Origin of the sequence: Nocardia sp. NPDC050175, from assembly GCF_044459885.1 — a bacterium.
Taxonomy (GTDB): domain Bacteria; phylum Actinomycetota; class Actinomycetes; order Mycobacteriales; family Mycobacteriaceae; genus Nocardia.
The window spans coordinates 329,980-344,202 of sequence record NZ_JBITJI010000005.1 but is presented as its reverse complement, the minus strand read 5'-3'; the positions used below and the strand labels follow the sequence as shown (position 1 = coordinate 344,202).

At 65.8% G+C, this 14,223-nt stretch carries 13 protein-coding genes and 2 tRNA genes; 9 read left to right on the top strand and 6 right to left on the bottom strand.

The window, feature by feature from the left end; genetic code table 11:
• The first annotated feature begins 180 nt into the window (after nt 1-180).
• The 4 genes from ACIBK2_RS19395 to ACIBK2_RS19380 all read left to right on the top strand — a co-directional run bounded on the left by ACIBK2_RS19395 (nt 181) and on the right by ACIBK2_RS19380 (nt 2,906).
• Complete coding sequence (locus ACIBK2_RS19395) at nt 181-957, top strand: fumarylacetoacetate hydrolase family protein (RefSeq protein WP_357378166.1); 777 nt, start codon at nt 181-183, stop codon at nt 955-957.
• Between the two features lie 48 nt (nt 958-1,005).
• Nucleotides 1,006-2,478 (top strand): glutamate--tRNA ligase, encoded by a 1,473-nt coding sequence (gene gltX, locus ACIBK2_RS19390; protein ID WP_396968902.1) that lies wholly within the window; start codon nt 1,006-1,008, stop codon nt 2,476-2,478.
• Nucleotides 2,479-2,612: 134 nt separating this feature from the next.
• Nucleotides 2,613-2,684, top strand: a tRNA-Gln gene (locus ACIBK2_RS19385).
• 149 nt (nt 2,685-2,833) lie between these two features.
• Nucleotides 2,834-2,906: transfer RNA gene (locus ACIBK2_RS19380), tRNA-Glu, on the top strand.
• A gap of 332 nt (nt 2,907-3,238) precedes the next feature.
• Here the strand turns inward: ACIBK2_RS19380 and ACIBK2_RS19375 are convergent.
• The 3 genes from ACIBK2_RS19375 to ACIBK2_RS19365 all read right to left on the bottom strand — a co-directional run bounded on the left by ACIBK2_RS19375 (nt 3,239) and on the right by ACIBK2_RS19365 (nt 4,841).
• On the bottom strand, nt 3,239-3,445 hold the full coding sequence (locus ACIBK2_RS19375; protein ID WP_379284815.1) for a DUF5302 domain-containing protein: 207 nt from the start codon (nt 3,443-3,445) through the stop codon (nt 3,239-3,241).
• Between the two features lie 160 nt (nt 3,446-3,605).
• Nucleotides 3,606-4,106 (bottom strand): PPOX class F420-dependent oxidoreductase, encoded by a 501-nt coding sequence (locus tag ACIBK2_RS19370; RefSeq protein ID WP_396968901.1) that lies wholly within the window; start codon nt 4,104-4,106, stop codon nt 3,606-3,608.
• A 33-nt stretch (nt 4,107-4,139) separates the two neighbouring features.
• Nucleotides 4,140-4,841: an IclR family transcriptional regulator gene (locus tag ACIBK2_RS19365; RefSeq protein ID WP_396968900.1), complete on the bottom strand. Its 702-nt coding sequence runs from the start codon at nt 4,839-4,841 to the stop codon at nt 4,140-4,142.
• Between the two features lie 166 nt (nt 4,842-5,007).
• Here ACIBK2_RS19365 and leuC point away from each other — a divergent pair, with 166 nt between their 5' ends.
• From leuC to ACIBK2_RS19350, 3 genes are all read left to right on the top strand, one after another.
• On the top strand, nt 5,008-6,429 hold the full coding sequence (leuC, locus tag ACIBK2_RS19360; protein WP_396968899.1) for a 3-isopropylmalate dehydratase large subunit: 1,422 nt from the start codon (nt 5,008-5,010) through the stop codon (nt 6,427-6,429).
• Between the two features lie 35 nt (nt 6,430-6,464).
• Nucleotides 6,465-7,073 carry a 3-isopropylmalate dehydratase small subunit gene (gene leuD, locus ACIBK2_RS19355; RefSeq protein WP_135232543.1) on the top strand — a complete coding sequence of 203 codons (609 nt, stop codon included), beginning with the start codon at nt 6,465-6,467 and terminating at the stop codon, nt 7,071-7,073.
• 156 nt (nt 7,074-7,229) lie between these two features.
• On the top strand, nt 7,230-7,889 hold the full coding sequence (locus tag ACIBK2_RS19350; RefSeq protein ID WP_357378180.1) for an HU family DNA-binding protein: 660 nt from the start codon (nt 7,230-7,232) through the stop codon (nt 7,887-7,889).
• Between the two features lie 159 nt (nt 7,890-8,048).
• On the opposite strand, the gene ACIBK2_RS19345 is transcribed toward ACIBK2_RS19350, so the two are convergent.
• From ACIBK2_RS19345 to cofC, 3 genes are all read right to left on the bottom strand, one after another.
• Nucleotides 8,049-8,987 carry an NUDIX domain-containing protein gene (locus ACIBK2_RS19345; protein ID WP_396968898.1) on the bottom strand — a complete coding sequence of 313 codons (939 nt, stop codon included), beginning with the start codon at nt 8,985-8,987 and terminating at the stop codon, nt 8,049-8,051.
• A 20-nt stretch (nt 8,988-9,007) separates the two neighbouring features.
• Entirely contained in the window at nt 9,008-11,167 is a 2,160-nt protein-coding gene (locus ACIBK2_RS19340) for an RNA degradosome polyphosphate kinase (protein ID WP_396968897.1), read from the bottom strand.
• A 160-nt stretch (nt 11,168-11,327) separates the two neighbouring features.
• Nucleotides 11,328-12,011: a 2-phospho-L-lactate guanylyltransferase gene (gene cofC / locus ACIBK2_RS19335; RefSeq protein ID WP_396968896.1), complete on the bottom strand. Its 684-nt coding sequence runs from the start codon at nt 12,009-12,011 to the stop codon at nt 11,328-11,330.
• A gap of 31 nt (nt 12,012-12,042) precedes the next feature.
• Between cofC and ACIBK2_RS19330 the strand changes: the two genes are divergently transcribed.
• Both ACIBK2_RS19330 and ACIBK2_RS19325 read left to right on the top strand, forming a co-directional pair.
• Nucleotides 12,043-13,038, top strand: coding sequence for an NAD(P)H-dependent glycerol-3-phosphate dehydrogenase (locus ACIBK2_RS19330; RefSeq protein ID WP_396968895.1), 996 nt, complete (start codon nt 12,043-12,045; stop codon nt 13,036-13,038).
• A 79-nt stretch (nt 13,039-13,117) separates the two neighbouring features.
• Nucleotides 13,118-14,221, top strand: coding sequence for a D-alanine--D-alanine ligase family protein (locus tag ACIBK2_RS19325; RefSeq protein WP_396968894.1), 1,104 nt, complete (start codon nt 13,118-13,120; stop codon nt 14,219-14,221).
• Nucleotides 14,222-14,223: the final 2 nt, after the last annotated feature.

Below are 14,223 nucleotides of genomic sequence, written 5' to 3'. Positions count from 1 at the left end.
TTGGGAATATGTTCCCATTGGATGAACAATGCGGCTTACGTTACACCGCGCGGGCAAATGGATTTCGGCAGTCGGATGTCGGACTGCTCACAGCTGGCAGGATTGGGCCGGATGCGGCCCCGCGTACCGCTCGGTTGGGCGCGTTCGGGCAGGTGGAAGCCGGTCGATAGACTGCCCGGCATGCGTCTAGGTCGAGTAGCCAGTCCCGATGGGGTCGCGTTCGTCAGCATCGAAGGGGACGGAAGCGACACCATCGCGAAGGAAATCGCGGAACACCCGTTCGGTACGCCGACGTTCACCGGGCGGAGCTGGCCGCTGGCCGATGTCCGCCTGCTCGCGCCGATTCTGGCGAGCAAGGTGGTCTGTATCGGCAAGAACTACGCGGCACACGCGGCCGAAATGGGCGGGCCCGCACCGGAAGACCCGGTGATCTTCCTCAAGCCGAACACCGCGATCACCGGGCCGAACGCCCCGATCATCCTGCCGCCCAGCTCCTCTCAGGTCGACTACGAGGGCGAGCTCGCCGTCGTCATCGGCCGCCCGTGCAAGGACGTGCCCGCCGCCCGCGCGCTGGACGTGGTGCTCGGTTACACCGTCGCCAACGATGTAACCGCGCGCGACCAGCAGCGCCACGACGGACAGTGGACCAGGGGCAAGGGCTACGACACCTTCTGCCCGCTCGGCCCGTGGATCGAAACCTCCTTGGATCCTTCGGATCTGGAGATCGTCACCGAGCTCGACGGCGAAGTCCGCCAGCGCAGCCGCACTTCGCTTCTACTGCACGACATTCCGAAGCTCATCGAGTGGATCAGCGCCGTGATGACGCTGCTGCCCGGCGACGTCATCCTCACCGGAACGCCGGAGGGCGTCGGTCCCGTGCAGGCCGGACAGCAGGTGTCCGTGACCATCGAAGGCATCGGAACCTTGATCAATCCTGTTGCCGCCAAGCACCGCTAGTGACTGCTTGCAGGTCACTCGAAACGACCAGCTAGTCGAAAGAGAGCCATGACTGAAGTACGGGTCCGCTTCTGCCCGTCGCCCACCGGGACGCCGCACGTCGGCCTGATCCGGACGGCGCTGTTCAACTGGGCCTACGCCCGACACCACGGTGGAAAATTCGTCTTCCGCATCGAAGACACCGATGCGGCACGGGATTCCGAGGACTCCTACCGCGCGCTGCTCGACGCGCTGCGCTGGCTCGGCCTCACCTGGGACGAGGGCCCGGAGGTCGGCGGCCCCTACGAGCCGTACCGCCAGTCGCTGCGCAAGGATCTGCACCGCGACGCGGTCCAGCGTTTGCTGGCGGCCGGCGAGGCCTACGAATCCTTCTCCACGCCTGAGGAAGTCGAGGCCCGCCACCGGGCCGCCGGACGTGACCCGAAGCTCGGCTACGACAACTACGATCGCGACCTCACCGCCCAGCAGATCGAGGCGTATCGAGATGCCGGGCGCCCCGCGGTGATTCGGCTCCGGATGCCCGCGGCGGACATCACCTGGCACGATCTGGTGCGCGGCGAAACCACCTTCAAGGCGGGCAGCGTGCCGGACTTCGCGCTCACTCGCGGCACCGGTGACCCGCTGTACACGCTGGTCAACCCGCTCGACGACGCGTTGATGAAGATCACCCACGTATTGCGCGGCGAGGACCTGCTCTCCTCGACCCCGCGCCAGATCGCGCTCTACGGTGCCCTGCGCCGCATCGGCATCGCCGACTTCACCCCGGAGTTCGGCCACCTGCCGTTCGTCATGGGACAGGGCAACAAGAAGTTGTCCAAGCGCGATCCCGAGTCGAATCTGTTCGTCCATCGCGATCGTGGATTCATCCCCGAAGGTTTGCTGAATTACCTGGCACTACTCGGTTGGAGCATCGCCGACGACCACGACGTGTTCACCATGGCGGAGATGGTTGCCGCGTTCGACATATCGAAAGTGAATTCGAATCCGGCCCGATTCGATCAGAAGAAGGCGGACGCGCTCAACGCCGAGCACATCCGATTGCTGGAACCGGGTGATTTCAGCAACAGACTGCGTGAGTACCTGACCAAGCACGGTCATATCGGTGCCGAAATCGATGAGAAGATGTTCGCCGCTGCGGCCGAACTGGTGCAGACCCGGATCGTGGTCTTGTCGGACGCTTGGGAACTGTTGCGTTTTCTGTTGGCGCCCGCCGAACAATTTGCGATCGACCCCGCCGCGGGAGCCAAGAATCTCGGTACCGAAGCAAATCAGGTATTGCAATCTGCTATTGCCGCACTGGAGCCACTGACACAGTGGTCCACCGCCGCTATCGAAGACGCGCTGAAAACCGCGCTGATCGACGATCTGGGGCTCAAACCACGCAAAGCATTCGCGCCCGTGCGCGTCGCGGTGACCGGATCACACATCAGCCCACCCCTCTACGAGTCGCTCGAACTGCTCGGCCGCGACACCACCCTGGCCCGGCTGCGCTCCGCGCAAGAGTGGTCGGCGACGGCCTGAAAGTCGGGAATGAGCCAAAAACATGGCTTTGACCAGGCGATTTGTAGTTAACCCATAGCCGTTTGGTAGTCTTCTTCTCGGCTCGGAACAAGGCCTCGCAGTCATCCAGACGCGAGGCTGAAACGCCTGGTCATTGGGGTATGGTGTAATTGGCAACACAGCTGATTCTGGTTCAGCCATTCTAGGTTCGAGTCCTGGTACCCCAGCGGAGAGATTGTTGTCGAGATCGGTGCGCGGCCGAAATCAGTACAGCAGCTGGCGATTTGGTCGCCACGCTCCGGCCAGCTAAGCTAGCCGAGCCTCCTGATCGAAAGATCAACCAAAGGTGCTCCTCGTGCAAACGAGAAGCAGTCCTGGCCCCGTCGTCTAGCGGCCTAGGACGCCGCCCTCTCAAGGCGGTAGCGCGGGTTCGAATCCCGTCGGGGCTACAAACCAGTGCAAGGCCCATGCTCATGGAGAGCATGGGCCTTTTCTGGTTTTCCGCGTTTCTTTTGGGGGTGCAACCCCCAAACCCCGCCCGGCGGGCTTCGCCCCCGGACCCCCGGCCAGGAGGCTTCGCCCCTGGCGGTCATGTGGGCAGGTCGGCAGGGGAGCTCTTAGTTTCCACGGTTTACAAAACTCGGTCGGACTGATCGGCTCTCGGTCGGCGTGCATCGTTCGATGGTGGTGAGCGGGCCTCCAGCTGGACGATGTCGGGTCTCATCGAGGCAAAACGAAGGCCCCCAGGTCTGTGACCAGGGGGCCTTTCTCGTCTCTTGAACTATCCGCTCTTGCGGCGGAATTCGCGCTTGGTGCTGGCGTTGCCGTGGGTGGCGTTGGCGCCCTTGGAGCGGCCGTCGAGGTGGTCGGCGGTGCGGGCGTTGTGCTGGTTTTTGCGGTCGAGGGCCTCTTTGAACTTGCGCTTTACGTCTTCGGCGCTGGTGGCCTCGGGGGTGCCTGAGCCGGGGGAACTATCAGATTCCGTCATCGCCGTCGTCTCCTCGTGGTGGCGGTCGGGGTGCCGCGCCCTTGCGGGCTGCGGTGGCCGGCCGATTTGTGTCGAACGGTTCGACGTTAGTCGGGGGAGGGGGGTGATGTCAGTTCGATATCGGGGCGCGTCGGAGGCTGTGTCGCAACGCATAGGCAGGTCAGTCGAGGGGTTGGGCGGTGGTGCCGCCCAAGGGGAGTTGGGGGAGGCCTAGTTTGCGGTGGTCCCAGCTTCGGGTGCGGTCGGGGATTACGCGGATGGCGGAGCGTTTGTGGAGCATGGTTTCGACCATGGGGCGGACGTCTTCGGTGTAGGGGCCGGTGTAGCGCTCCCAGACGCTGACGCCGACGGCGTAGAGCTTTTCGGGGTCGTCGATGATTTCGGCGTGGCCCTCGATGGCTACGCCGCGCAGCTGGTCGTAGGTCTGGCCTGCCTCGACCATGCAGGTGATGCGGGGGTCGCGGCGCAGGTTGACGGCTTTTTGGGACTTTGTCTTCGTTTCGAACCAGAGTTCGCCGTCGATGAGCGCGTACCACATGGCGGTCAGGTGCGGCCTGCCGTCGGGGCCGATGGTGGCCAGGGTGGCGACTCGGCTGCGCTCCAAGAAATCGCTGATCTCGGTGTCGGACATGACGATCTGTGCCCGTTGGTTGACTCCCATGGGCCTACTCTAGAACGTGATTTCTAGAACGTGTTACAGGCGCTTGTGTAGGGCTTCGGCGGCGGCGACCAGGTCGGCGGCCCAGCGGGCGCCGGGGCGGCGGCCCATTCGATCGATGGGTCCGGATACCGAGACGGCGGCGATGACGGTGCCGCCCGCGTCGCGCACGGGGGCGGAGACGCTTGCCACGCCGGAGGCGCGTTCGGCGGCGCTTTGTGCCCAGCCGCGCTTGCGGACCTCGGTCAATGCGCGTTCGCCGAAGACGGCGTCGGCGAGGATGGTGCGCTGCAGGTCGGCGTCGGCCCAGGCGACGAGCACCTTGGCGGCGGAACCGGCGGTCAGCGGCAGGCGCGCTCCGACGGGAACGGTGTCGCGCAGCCCGACGGGCGGTTCCAGCGCGGCGACACAGATCCGCGCATTGCCGTCCAGGCGATACAGCTGGACGCTTTCGCCGGTGATCTCACGTAATCGGGGCAGCACGGCCGATGCGGCCTCCAGCAGCGGATCGGTGGCGCCGGCGGCGAGCTCGGCGAGCGCGGGGCCCGGCCGCCACATTCCGGTGTTGTCGCGCGCCAATAGGCGATGCACTTCCAGGCCGACGGCCAGGCGATGTGCGGTGGCGCGGGGCAGGCCGGTGCGGGCGCACAGCTCGTTGAGACCGCAGGGGTGCTCGGCGACGGCGTACAGCACCGCCACTGCTTTGTCGAGGACGCCGATGCCGCTATGCTGTCTCATAGAACGATACTAGCGTCTCGGATGTTGGGAAATCCACTTCGGTGTCTTCGCGCCGTGGAATCTCCTATGAGGCATCCGACCTCGCACATACCCGAAAACTCGTGCAACCGCCGCCGCGCTCCCAGCCCGGACCGCGACCGGATGCTTGTCGAAAGGTGATCGAGAAATGGCACAGCCACGCACCATGGCCGAAAAGGTGTGGGAGCAGCACGTCGTAACCCACGGTTCGGGTGAGGGCGCCGGGCGCGAACCCGACCTGATCTACATCGACCTGCATCTGGTGCACGAAGTGACCAGCCCGCAGGCATTCGACGGCCTGCGCGCGGCGGGCAGGCCGGTACGGCGGCCCGACCTGACGATCGCGACCGAGGATCACAACGTCCCGACCGCCGATATCGATAAGCCCATCGCGGACCCGATTTCGCGCACCCAGGTGGACACCCTGCGCCGTAACTGCGCGGAATTCGGTGTGCGCCTGCATCCGATGGGCGATCTGGACCAGGGCATCGTGCACGTGGTCGGCCCGCAGCTCGGTCTCACCCAGCCGGGCATGACGGTGGTGTGCGGCGACAGCCACACCTCGACGCACGGCGCGTTCGGCGCGCTGGCGATGGGCATCGGCACCTCCGAGGTCGAGCATGTCCTTGCCACCCAGACACTCTCGCTGCGCCCGTTCAAGACGATGGCGATCACCGTCGACGGCAGTTTGGCGCCCGGCGTGACGAGTAAAGACCTGATTCTGGCCGTCATCGCGAAAATCGGCACCGGCGGCGGCCAGGGCTACGTGTTGGAGTACCGCGGCGAGGCGATTCGCGCCATGTCGATGGAGGCGCGAATGACCATCTGCAACATGTCCATCGAGGCGGGCGCCAGGGCCGGCATGATCGCTCCGGACGAAACGACCTATGAATTCCTCGAAGGACGCCCGCACGCCCCGCAGGGAGCCGACTGGACGGCAGCAGTGGCCGCCTGGGAGGCGCTGAAGACCGACGACGGCGCGGCTTTCGACGCCGAGGTGCACATCGACGCCGCCGAGCTGACCCCGTTCGTCACCTGGGGCACCAACCCGGGACAGGGCGCGCCCCTTGGCGAATCGGTGCCAGACCCCGCCCAGATCGCGGACGAGACGGCGCGCGAGTCGGCGGCGAAAGCGCTGCGGTACATGGATTTGGAGCCGGGTACTCCGCTTCGGGATGTGGCGGTCGACACGGTATTCGTCGGTTCGTGCACCAACGGGCGCATCGAAGATTTGCGTGCTGTCGCCGAGGTTTTAAAAGGACGCAAGGTCGCCGACTCGGTGCGAATGTTGGTTGTACCGGGGTCTATGCGGGTTCGCGCACAGGCCGAATTAGAAGGACTGGGCGAGATTTTCACCACGGCGGGCGCCGAATGGCGGCAGGCGGGCTGCTCAATGTGCCTGGGAATGAATCCGGATCAGCTCGAGCCCGGTCAGCGGTGCGCATCCACGTCGAACCGGAACTTCGAGGGCCGACAGGGCAAAGGTGGCCGCACGCACCTGGTTTCGCCGCTGGTGGCCGCCGCGACCGCGGTGCGCGGAACCCTGTCCTCACCTGCGGATCTGGACTGACCGGACGCGATACCCCTACCGACTCAGGAGAATCAATGGAAGCCTTCACCGTGCACAAGGGGATCGGCGTGCCGTTCCGCCGTTCCAATGTCGATACCGATCAGATCATCCCGGCTGTGTACCTGAAGCGGGTGACCCGCACGGGATTCGAGGACGGACTCTTCGCCGCCTGGCGTAACGATCCGGACTTCATTCTGAACAACGAGCCGTACAACCGGGGCAGTGTGCTGGTAGCGGGTCCCGATTTCGGCACGGGATCCTCTCGTGAGCACGCCGTTTGGGCGCTGTCGGACTACGGCTTTCGGGTGGTGATCTCGTCTCGCTTCGCCGACATCTTCCGCGGCAATGCCGGTAAGGGCGGGCTGTTGGCCGCTCAGATGTCACAGAACGATGTCGAAATGCTCTGGAAGTTGCTCGAGGAACAGCCCGGACTCGAATTGGTTGTGGACCTCGAGGCGCGCACGGTGACTGCCGGAACCGCCGTGTTGCCGTTCGATATTGATGACTACACGCGGTGGCGTCTGCTCGAAGGATTGGACGACATCGGGCTCACGCTGCGCCGCAGCGACACCATCGCCGAGTTCGAAAACGCAAGGCCAGCATGGAAACCCACTACCCTGCCGGCACGTATTTCGCAGTCCTAAACACCCTTGGGTGTTAGCTGGATGGCACCGGGGCCGATAGCTGGACGTGTGCTAAACCACATGAATTTTGGCGTGGCACATAGACTCTTGCCCATTCTGGGTTTACCGTGGTACCTAGTCGGTCCGACGACGGGCCATTAGTCTGCGGAGGATTCAATGAACAAGGCGGAACTGATCGACGTTCTGACCGAAAAGTTGGGTACTGATAGGCGCACGGCCACCGCGGCAGTCGAGCATGTGGTCGACACCATCGTGCGCGCGGTGCACAAGGGTCAGAGCGTCACAATCACCGGATTCGGTGTGTTCGAACAGCGCAAGCGTGCGGCTCGAGTCGCCAGGAACCCGCGCACCGGCGAAACCGTCAAGGTGAAGCCCACTTCGGTGCCTGCGTTCCGTCCGGGTGCTCAGTTCAAGGCCGTGATCGCGGGCAAGCAGAAGCTCGCCCAGAGCGGTCCCGCCGTCAAGCGCGGCGTGAATGCCCCGGTGGCAGCCAAGAAGGCGGCCGCCAAGAAGACGGCGGCGAAGAAGACCGCCGCCAAGAAGGCCACCCCCACAAAGGGCCCGGCCAAGACCACGGCCAAGAAGGCTGCGAAGAAGGCGCCCGCAAAGACCGCTGCTCGCAAGACGACTGCGGCCAAGGCGCCCGCCAAGAAGACGGTCGCCAAGAAGACCGCGGTGAAGAAGGCTCCGGCCAAGAAGGTCACCGCCGCCAAGAAGACGGTGGCCAAGAAGACCGCCGCCAAGAAGACGGTCGCCAAGAAGGCTCCGGCCAAGAAGTCGGCTGCCAAGAAGGCTCCCGCTCGCGGTCGCCGCTAGATACTGCGCCAGTACGGTATTGGCGCCGGATGACCGGCCGTAAGGCCCAAACATCCGCTGTACCGATCGAACACGGCCCCGGAACCAAGGTTCCGGGGCCGTTTCGGTTGTCCAGGGGCGTCTTTCAGAGCAGTAGAGTCCGGTTTTCTACTCCGATGGTCAGGACTTCACGAAGTCGGAGTTCAGCGAGCGGTCCAGATGGTCGGCGGCGACCAGCCGGCCGTCGACGAAGGACAGCACCCACACACTGCCCTTGCGGTTGCGCGCGGACGGTAGCGTGATGCCGTCGCGCTCGGCCCACCACTGCAGCAGATCGGGAATTACCTTGCCCTGACTGCAAACAACGGGCACCTCGGTATCGGGGATCAGCGAAAGGATCCGCTGCCGCGTCTCGTCCTGCGCTGCGGCATAACCGATTTCGGAAAGCAGCGGCTCGAGGATGATCTCGGTGTCGAGCTTCTCCGCCAGCGGCGTCACCGTCTGCACGCAGCGCACCGGATCGGCGGAGTGGATCTCAGATGCCCCGAACGCCAGCAGATTCGACACCAGGGCCCGCGCTTGGGCCTGTCCGGACCGATCCAGCGGGCGCAGCGGATCGGGACCGGAGAAGCGGTCTCGCCGACCAGCTTTCGCGTGCCGCACCAACAGCATGGTGCGAGTGTTCGCGGGCAGCCGGGTGAACGCGCGCAGCACCTGCCGATCCATCGGATAGGACAGCTGCTCCATCACCCGGTCCAGCGAGTACCAATTCAGCACGTCCACTTCGTCATTCGAGGTGAACTCGCCGCCGGCCACCTCGGCCGCCCAGTAGTCGACCCGCTTCAGCTTGCGGTGTCCCGGAACGGGATAGGTGACGTGACCGAGGTAGCGGCCGAGCTTGCAGTCCAGACCCGTCTCCTCGCGGACCTCACGGACCGCGGCGAGCACCGGCGTCTCACCGGGATCGAGCTTGCCCTTGGGCAGCGACCAATCCTGATACTTCGGCCGGTGCACGACGGCTATCTCCAGCGCGCCGTTCGTCGCCCGCCGCCACACCACCGCGCCTGCGGCGTGAATGTTGGCGGTAATACGGGGATCCCAGAAGGGTCCCCCTTCCATTTCGTACCCCGTGGTACCACTCACTGCTGTTCGGGCCTCCGCAGGCGCATCAAGAACTCTTGGTGGTCACGTACTTTGACGTCGTCGTCGCCCGCGTGCTCCGGTCGGGCCAGCCAGTTGCCATCCGAGGTGAGTACCCAGCAGCGGGTGTCGGGATGCAACGCGGAGTCGAAGACCTGCCCGAGCTGCTCGGTCAGCCGCGGATCCTTCACCTGCGCCATCACTTCCACGCGCCGGTCGAGGTTGCGGTGCATCATGTCCGCGCTGCCGATCCAGTACTGGTCTTGCGCCTGAAAGTGCATCACCCGCGAATGCTCGAGGAAGCGGCCGAGGATCGAGCGCACCTCGATGTTCTCGCTCATGCCAGGCACGCCGGGGCGTAGTCCGCAGATGCCACGCACCACGATCTGCACCGGAACGCCGGCCAGCGAGGCCCGATACAGCGCGTCGATGATCTCCTCGTCGACGATCGCATTGGCCTTCAACCGGATTCGGGCGTCCTTGCCCTGCGCGGCCAGTTCGGTCTCGCGCTGGATCCGCTCGATGATGCCGGCGCGCACGCCGTGCGGCGCGACAAGCAGGTTGCGGTAGTTCTCTTTTCGCGAGTAACCGGTCAGCGAATTGAACAGGTCGGTCAGGTCCGCGCCGATTTCCGGTGCGGCGGTGAGCAATCCGACATCCTCGTAGAGCCGCGCGGTCTTCGGGTTGTAGTTGCCGGTGCCGATGTGGCAGTAGCGGCGGATGGTGGCACCCTCGCGGCGCACCACCAGGCAGGTCTTGCAGTGCGTCTTGAGGCCGATGAGGCCGTAGACCACGTGCACGCCTGCCTGTTCCAGCGCGCGGGCCCATTTGATGTTGGCCTGCTCGTCGAATCGCGCTTTGATCTCGACCAGCGCGACGACCTGCTTGCCTGCCTCGGCCGCGTCGATGAGCGAGTTGACGATCGGTGAGTCACCGGAGGTGCGGTACAGCGTCTGCTTGATGGCGAGCACCTGCGGGTCGGCGGCGGCCTGTTCGATGAACCGCTGCACGCTGGTGGAGAACGAGTCGTACGGGTGGTGCACCAGCACGTCGCCCTCGCGCAGCGCCGCGAACACGTTGCGCGGGGTCTCCCGCTCGCCGAACGCGGGTGGGGTGGCGGGCACATAGGGCGCGTCTTTGAGGTTGGGGCGGTCCACCCCGTACACCTGCCATAGGCACGACAGGTCGAGCAGGCCGGGCACCTGGATCACATCGCCGGGATCGACATCGAGTTCGCGCAACAGCAATTCGAGCATGTGCTCGGTCATGTCGTCGGAGACTTCTAGACGCACCGGCGATCCGAAGCGGCGGCGCGCGAGTTCGCGTTCCAGTGCCTGCAGCAGGTCCTCGTCGCGGTCCTCGTCGACCTCGAAGTCGGCGTTGCGGGTGATCCGGAACGAGTGCTGCTCAACCACTTCCATGCCGGGGAACAGCAGATCGAGGTGCGCCGCGATCAGTTCCTCCATCGGGAGGAAGGCGGCGATGGTCGAACCGGAGTCGGTGCGGCGCACCCGGACGAACCGATCGACGTTGTCCGGCACCTTGACTCGCGCGAAGTGCTCGCCGCCGGTGGCGGAATCCTTCACCGTCACCGCGAGATTCAGGCTCAGGCCGCTGATGTAGGGGAACGGATGCGCCGGATCCACCGCGAGCGGGGTGAGCACCGGGAAGACCTGATCCTGGAAGTGGCCCGAGAGGCGTTGGCGCTCATCGTCGTTCAGGTCGGTCCAGTCGATGATCGCGATGCCCTCCGCGGTGAGTGCGGGCAGCACGTCGTCGAGGAAGACCCGCGCGTGGCGGTCGGCGATCTCCTGTGCGCGGGCGGCGATCAGTTCCAGCTGCTCGCCGGGCGAGCGTCCGTCCGCGGAACGGACCAGTAGACCGGTTTCGGCCCGGCGCTTCAAACCAGCGACCCGGACCATGTAGAACTCGTCGAGATTCGACGCGAAGATGGCCAGGAATTTGGCGCGCTCCAGCAGGGACAGCGACGCGTCCTCGGCGAGCGCGAGCACCCGGGCGTTGAAATCGAGCCAGCTCAACTCTCGATTGAGGTAGCGATCACGTGGCAACTGTTCGCCGGTGGCATCGGTCTGCACCGGCGTCGCCGCGGGTGGCGGCGTAGGAAGCAACTGCGGCTTGACGGTCTCTGTATCGCTCATGCCGTTACCTCGCTGGGGCTCGGCACCGACACGCGCGATGCGCGCTGGCAGTTGGATAGCTCGCTTCGCTCACTCACGCCAACGATCATCCCCTACGGACGGGGTGCTGTGGAGCCCGACACTATGATTGCCGTGAGTATCACCACACGCTGGCGATCTTCTAGCACACTCGGCGAACCGGCTGATGAACACGATCTGGCCAGCCGATGTCGTGCAGCGCGACTCTGGTCGCACAGCCTGCCCCGAGCTCAATGGCCAGGTCCAGGTCCTCGGCCGTGTCGACATCCAGCCGTAGACCGGGCCAATCGCCGGTCAGATCGACCGCACCGGCGGCGATGTGTTTGCCCGCCGAACCGGGGCCGAACCGGGGTTCGAGGTCGGCGACGGGATCGCGGACAAGTAGCGCGGCTGTGCCGGTGCCCGCGTGATCGACCACGATCGAGCGCAGCCCGCGCGGCGCGAGCGTCAGCACGTCGGCCAGTTCCTCCGCGCGCAGCGCGGGCAGGTCGGCCTGCAATGCGAGTAGATCGACCGGACCGTGCCGGTGCCGCAGCCCGGCCGCGGCGTCGGCGAGCGCATTGTTCAGCCCGTCCAGACCGGCGGAGCGTGGCTCGGGATGCACCGCGGCGTCCATCGATCGGGCCAGGTCGGCCACGACCGGATCGGGCGTGACCACGACGACCGAGGCGATCTCCGGAACGGCCGCGGTGGCGGTCAAGGTGTCGGCGAGCATGGCGAGGACCAGCCGGGCCCGGTGTTCCGGGCGCAGCCGGTCGGCCAGTCGGCTCTTGGCCTGATCGAGGCTCTTCACCGCGATCACGGCATGCACAGCGTGCGGGCGCATGCGTCCAATCCTTCCATGGCATATTGGGCAGATGACGAGGGCGGCAGTTATGGGCGCGGGATCTTGGGGGACCGCGTTCGCGAAGGTGTTGGCGGACGCGGGAACCGAGGTCACCATCTGGGCGCGACGACCCGAAGTCGCCGAAATACTGCACACCCAACATCGCAATCCCTCTTACCTCACCGATATTCCGCTGCCCCCGCTGGCGGCCACCCACGACCCGGCCGTCGCGCTCGACGGCGCCGACATCGTGGTGCTCGCGGTGCCGTCCCAATCGCTGCGCGCGAATCTCGAGCAGTGGAAGGGTTTGATCGCACCGGACGCGTCGCTGCTCAGCCTGGCCAAGGGCATCGAGAACGGCACGCTGCTGCGAATGAGTCAGGTGATCGGCGAGGTCACCGGGGCCGACGAGAGTCGCATCGCGGTGCTGTCCGGCCCGAATCTGGCGCACGAGATCGCCGTCGGTCAGCCCGCCGCCACCGTGATCGCCTGTACCGATGCCGATCGTGCCGTGGCTCTGCAGCACGCGAGCGCCACCGGATACTTCCGCCCCTACACCAACATCGATGTGATCGGCTGCGAGGTCGGCGGCGCGAGCAAGAACGTGATCGCCCTCGCCTGCGGCATCGCGTCCGGAATGGGGTTGGGGGACAACACCGTCGCCAGCATCATCACCCGCGGCCTCGCCGAGATCATCCGGCTCGGCGTGGCCCTCGGCGCCGAACCGGCCACCCTCTCCGGCCTGGCCGGCGTCGGCGACCTGGTCGCCACCTGCACCTCACCGCTGTCGCGCAACCGCTCGTTCGGCCATGCCCTCGGCGCGGGCGGTTCGATGGAAACCGCGCAGGAAGCAACGCATGGCCAGGTGGCCGAGGGCGTGAAGTCCTGCACCTCGATTCGCGCACTGGCCGTCAAACACGACGTCGACATGCCGCTCACCACCGCCGTGAACCAGGTCTGCCACGAGGGCATGGCGGTGCGCGAAGCCGTCGGCAATCTCCTCGGCCGGCGGATCAAGCCGGAGTAGTCGCAGCACGGACACGCGCCGCAGTTACGCCAGCGGGTAGCGGTGGGGACTACGCGCCGCGACGGGTACGGTTCGGGGCATGACGAAGCGGATCCGGGTGGCTGTGGTTTTCGGCGGGCGGAGCAATGAGCACGCCGTCTCCTGCGTGTCGGCGGGCAGCGTGCTGCCGAACCTGGACCCGGAGAAGTACGACGTCGTGCCGATCGGCATCAGCACCGAAGGCACCTGGGTGCTGGCCGATTCGAACATCGCGGCGCTCGGGTTCCACGATCGCGCGTTGCCGTCGGTCGACGCCACCGGTACGGCGTTGACCTTGGCGTCCGGTCCGAGTAACTCGGGTGCGCTTGTCGCACTCGACGATCCCGGCGCCACCCTCGGTTCGGTGGACGTGGTGTTCCCGCTGTTGCACGGACCGTTCGGCGAGGACGGCACCCTGCAGGGCATGTTGGAGCTCGCCGGTGTGCCGTACGTCGGTGCGGGCGTGCTGGCCAGCGCGGCGGGCATGGACAAGGAGTTCACCAAGAAACTCCTTGCGGCAGAAGGCTTGCCGGTCGGCATCCAGGTGGTGCTGCGGCCGGGCACCGAGACGGTGAGCGAGGCGGACCGGGCCCGGCTCGGGCTGCCGGTATTCGTGAAGCCCGCGCGCGGCGGTTCGTCGATCGGCATCACGAAGGTCGACGACTGGACCGAGTTGGCCGCGGCCATCGCCACGGCCCGTGCGCACGACCCGAAGGTGATCGTCGAGGCGGGCATCGTCGGCCGCGAAGTCGAGTGCGGCGTACTGGAATTCCCGGACGGCCGGGTGGAAGCCAGTGTGCTGTCGGAGATCCGGATGCCCGAGGAAGGCGCGACCGCCGCGAATCCCGAGTTCTACGACTTCGAGACCAAATACCTCGACGACGTCTGCGAATTCGACGTGCCGGCGAAGCTGGACGACGAAGTCTCCGACAGCGTCCGGGAACTCGCGGTCCGGGCGTTCCGCGCGCTGGACTGTCAGGGCCTGGCCCGCGTCGACTTCTTCGTCACCGCCGACGGACCGGTGATCAACGAGATCAACACCATGCCCGGCTTCACGCCGATCTCCCAGTACCCGCGGATGTGGGAGGCCACCGGCATCGACTACCAGGATCTGGTGTCGATCCTGGTCGAGACGGCCCTCGCGCGCGGCACCGGACTTCGCTAGCG

Bases quoted from the DNA above. Each gene is read 5' to 3' on its own strand.
- ACIBK2_RS19345 (WP_396968898.1), bottom strand. From the start codon at position 8,987: ATGGAAGGGGGACCCTTCTGGGATCCCCGTATTACCGCCAACATTCAC.
- ACIBK2_RS19375 (WP_379284815.1), bottom strand. From the start codon at position 3,445: ATGACGGAATCTGATAGTTCCCCCGGCTCAGGCACCCCCGAGGCCACC.
- gltX (WP_396968902.1), top strand. From the start codon at position 1,006: ATGACTGAAGTACGGGTCCGCTTCTGCCCGTCGCCCACCGGGACGCCG.
- cofC (WP_396968896.1), bottom strand. From the start codon at position 12,011: ATGCGCCCGCACGCTGTGCATGCCGTGATCGCGGTGAAGAGCCTCGAT.
- ACIBK2_RS19365 (WP_396968900.1), bottom strand. From the start codon at position 4,841: ATGAGACAGCATAGCGGCATCGGCGTCCTCGACAAAGCAGTGGCGGTG.
- leuD (WP_135232543.1), top strand. From the start codon at position 6,465: ATGGAAGCCTTCACCGTGCACAAGGGGATCGGCGTGCCGTTCCGCCGT.
- ACIBK2_RS19330 (WP_396968895.1), top strand. From the start codon at position 12,043: ATGACGAGGGCGGCAGTTATGGGCGCGGGATCTTGGGGGACCGCGTTC.
- leuC (WP_396968899.1), top strand. From the start codon at position 5,008: ATGGCACAGCCACGCACCATGGCCGAAAAGGTGTGGGAGCAGCACGTC.
- ACIBK2_RS19350 (WP_357378180.1), top strand. From the start codon at position 7,230: ATGAACAAGGCGGAACTGATCGACGTTCTGACCGAAAAGTTGGGTACT.
- ACIBK2_RS19395 (WP_357378166.1), top strand. From the start codon at position 181: ATGCGTCTAGGTCGAGTAGCCAGTCCCGATGGGGTCGCGTTCGTCAGC.
- ACIBK2_RS19340 (WP_396968897.1), bottom strand. From the start codon at position 11,167: ATGAGCGATACAGAGACCGTCAAGCCGCAGTTGCTTCCTACGCCGCCA.
- ACIBK2_RS19325 (WP_396968894.1), top strand. From the start codon at position 13,118: ATGACGAAGCGGATCCGGGTGGCTGTGGTTTTCGGCGGGCGGAGCAAT.
- ACIBK2_RS19370 (WP_396968901.1), bottom strand. From the start codon at position 4,106: ATGGGAGTCAACCAACGGGCACAGATCGTCATGTCCGACACCGAGATC.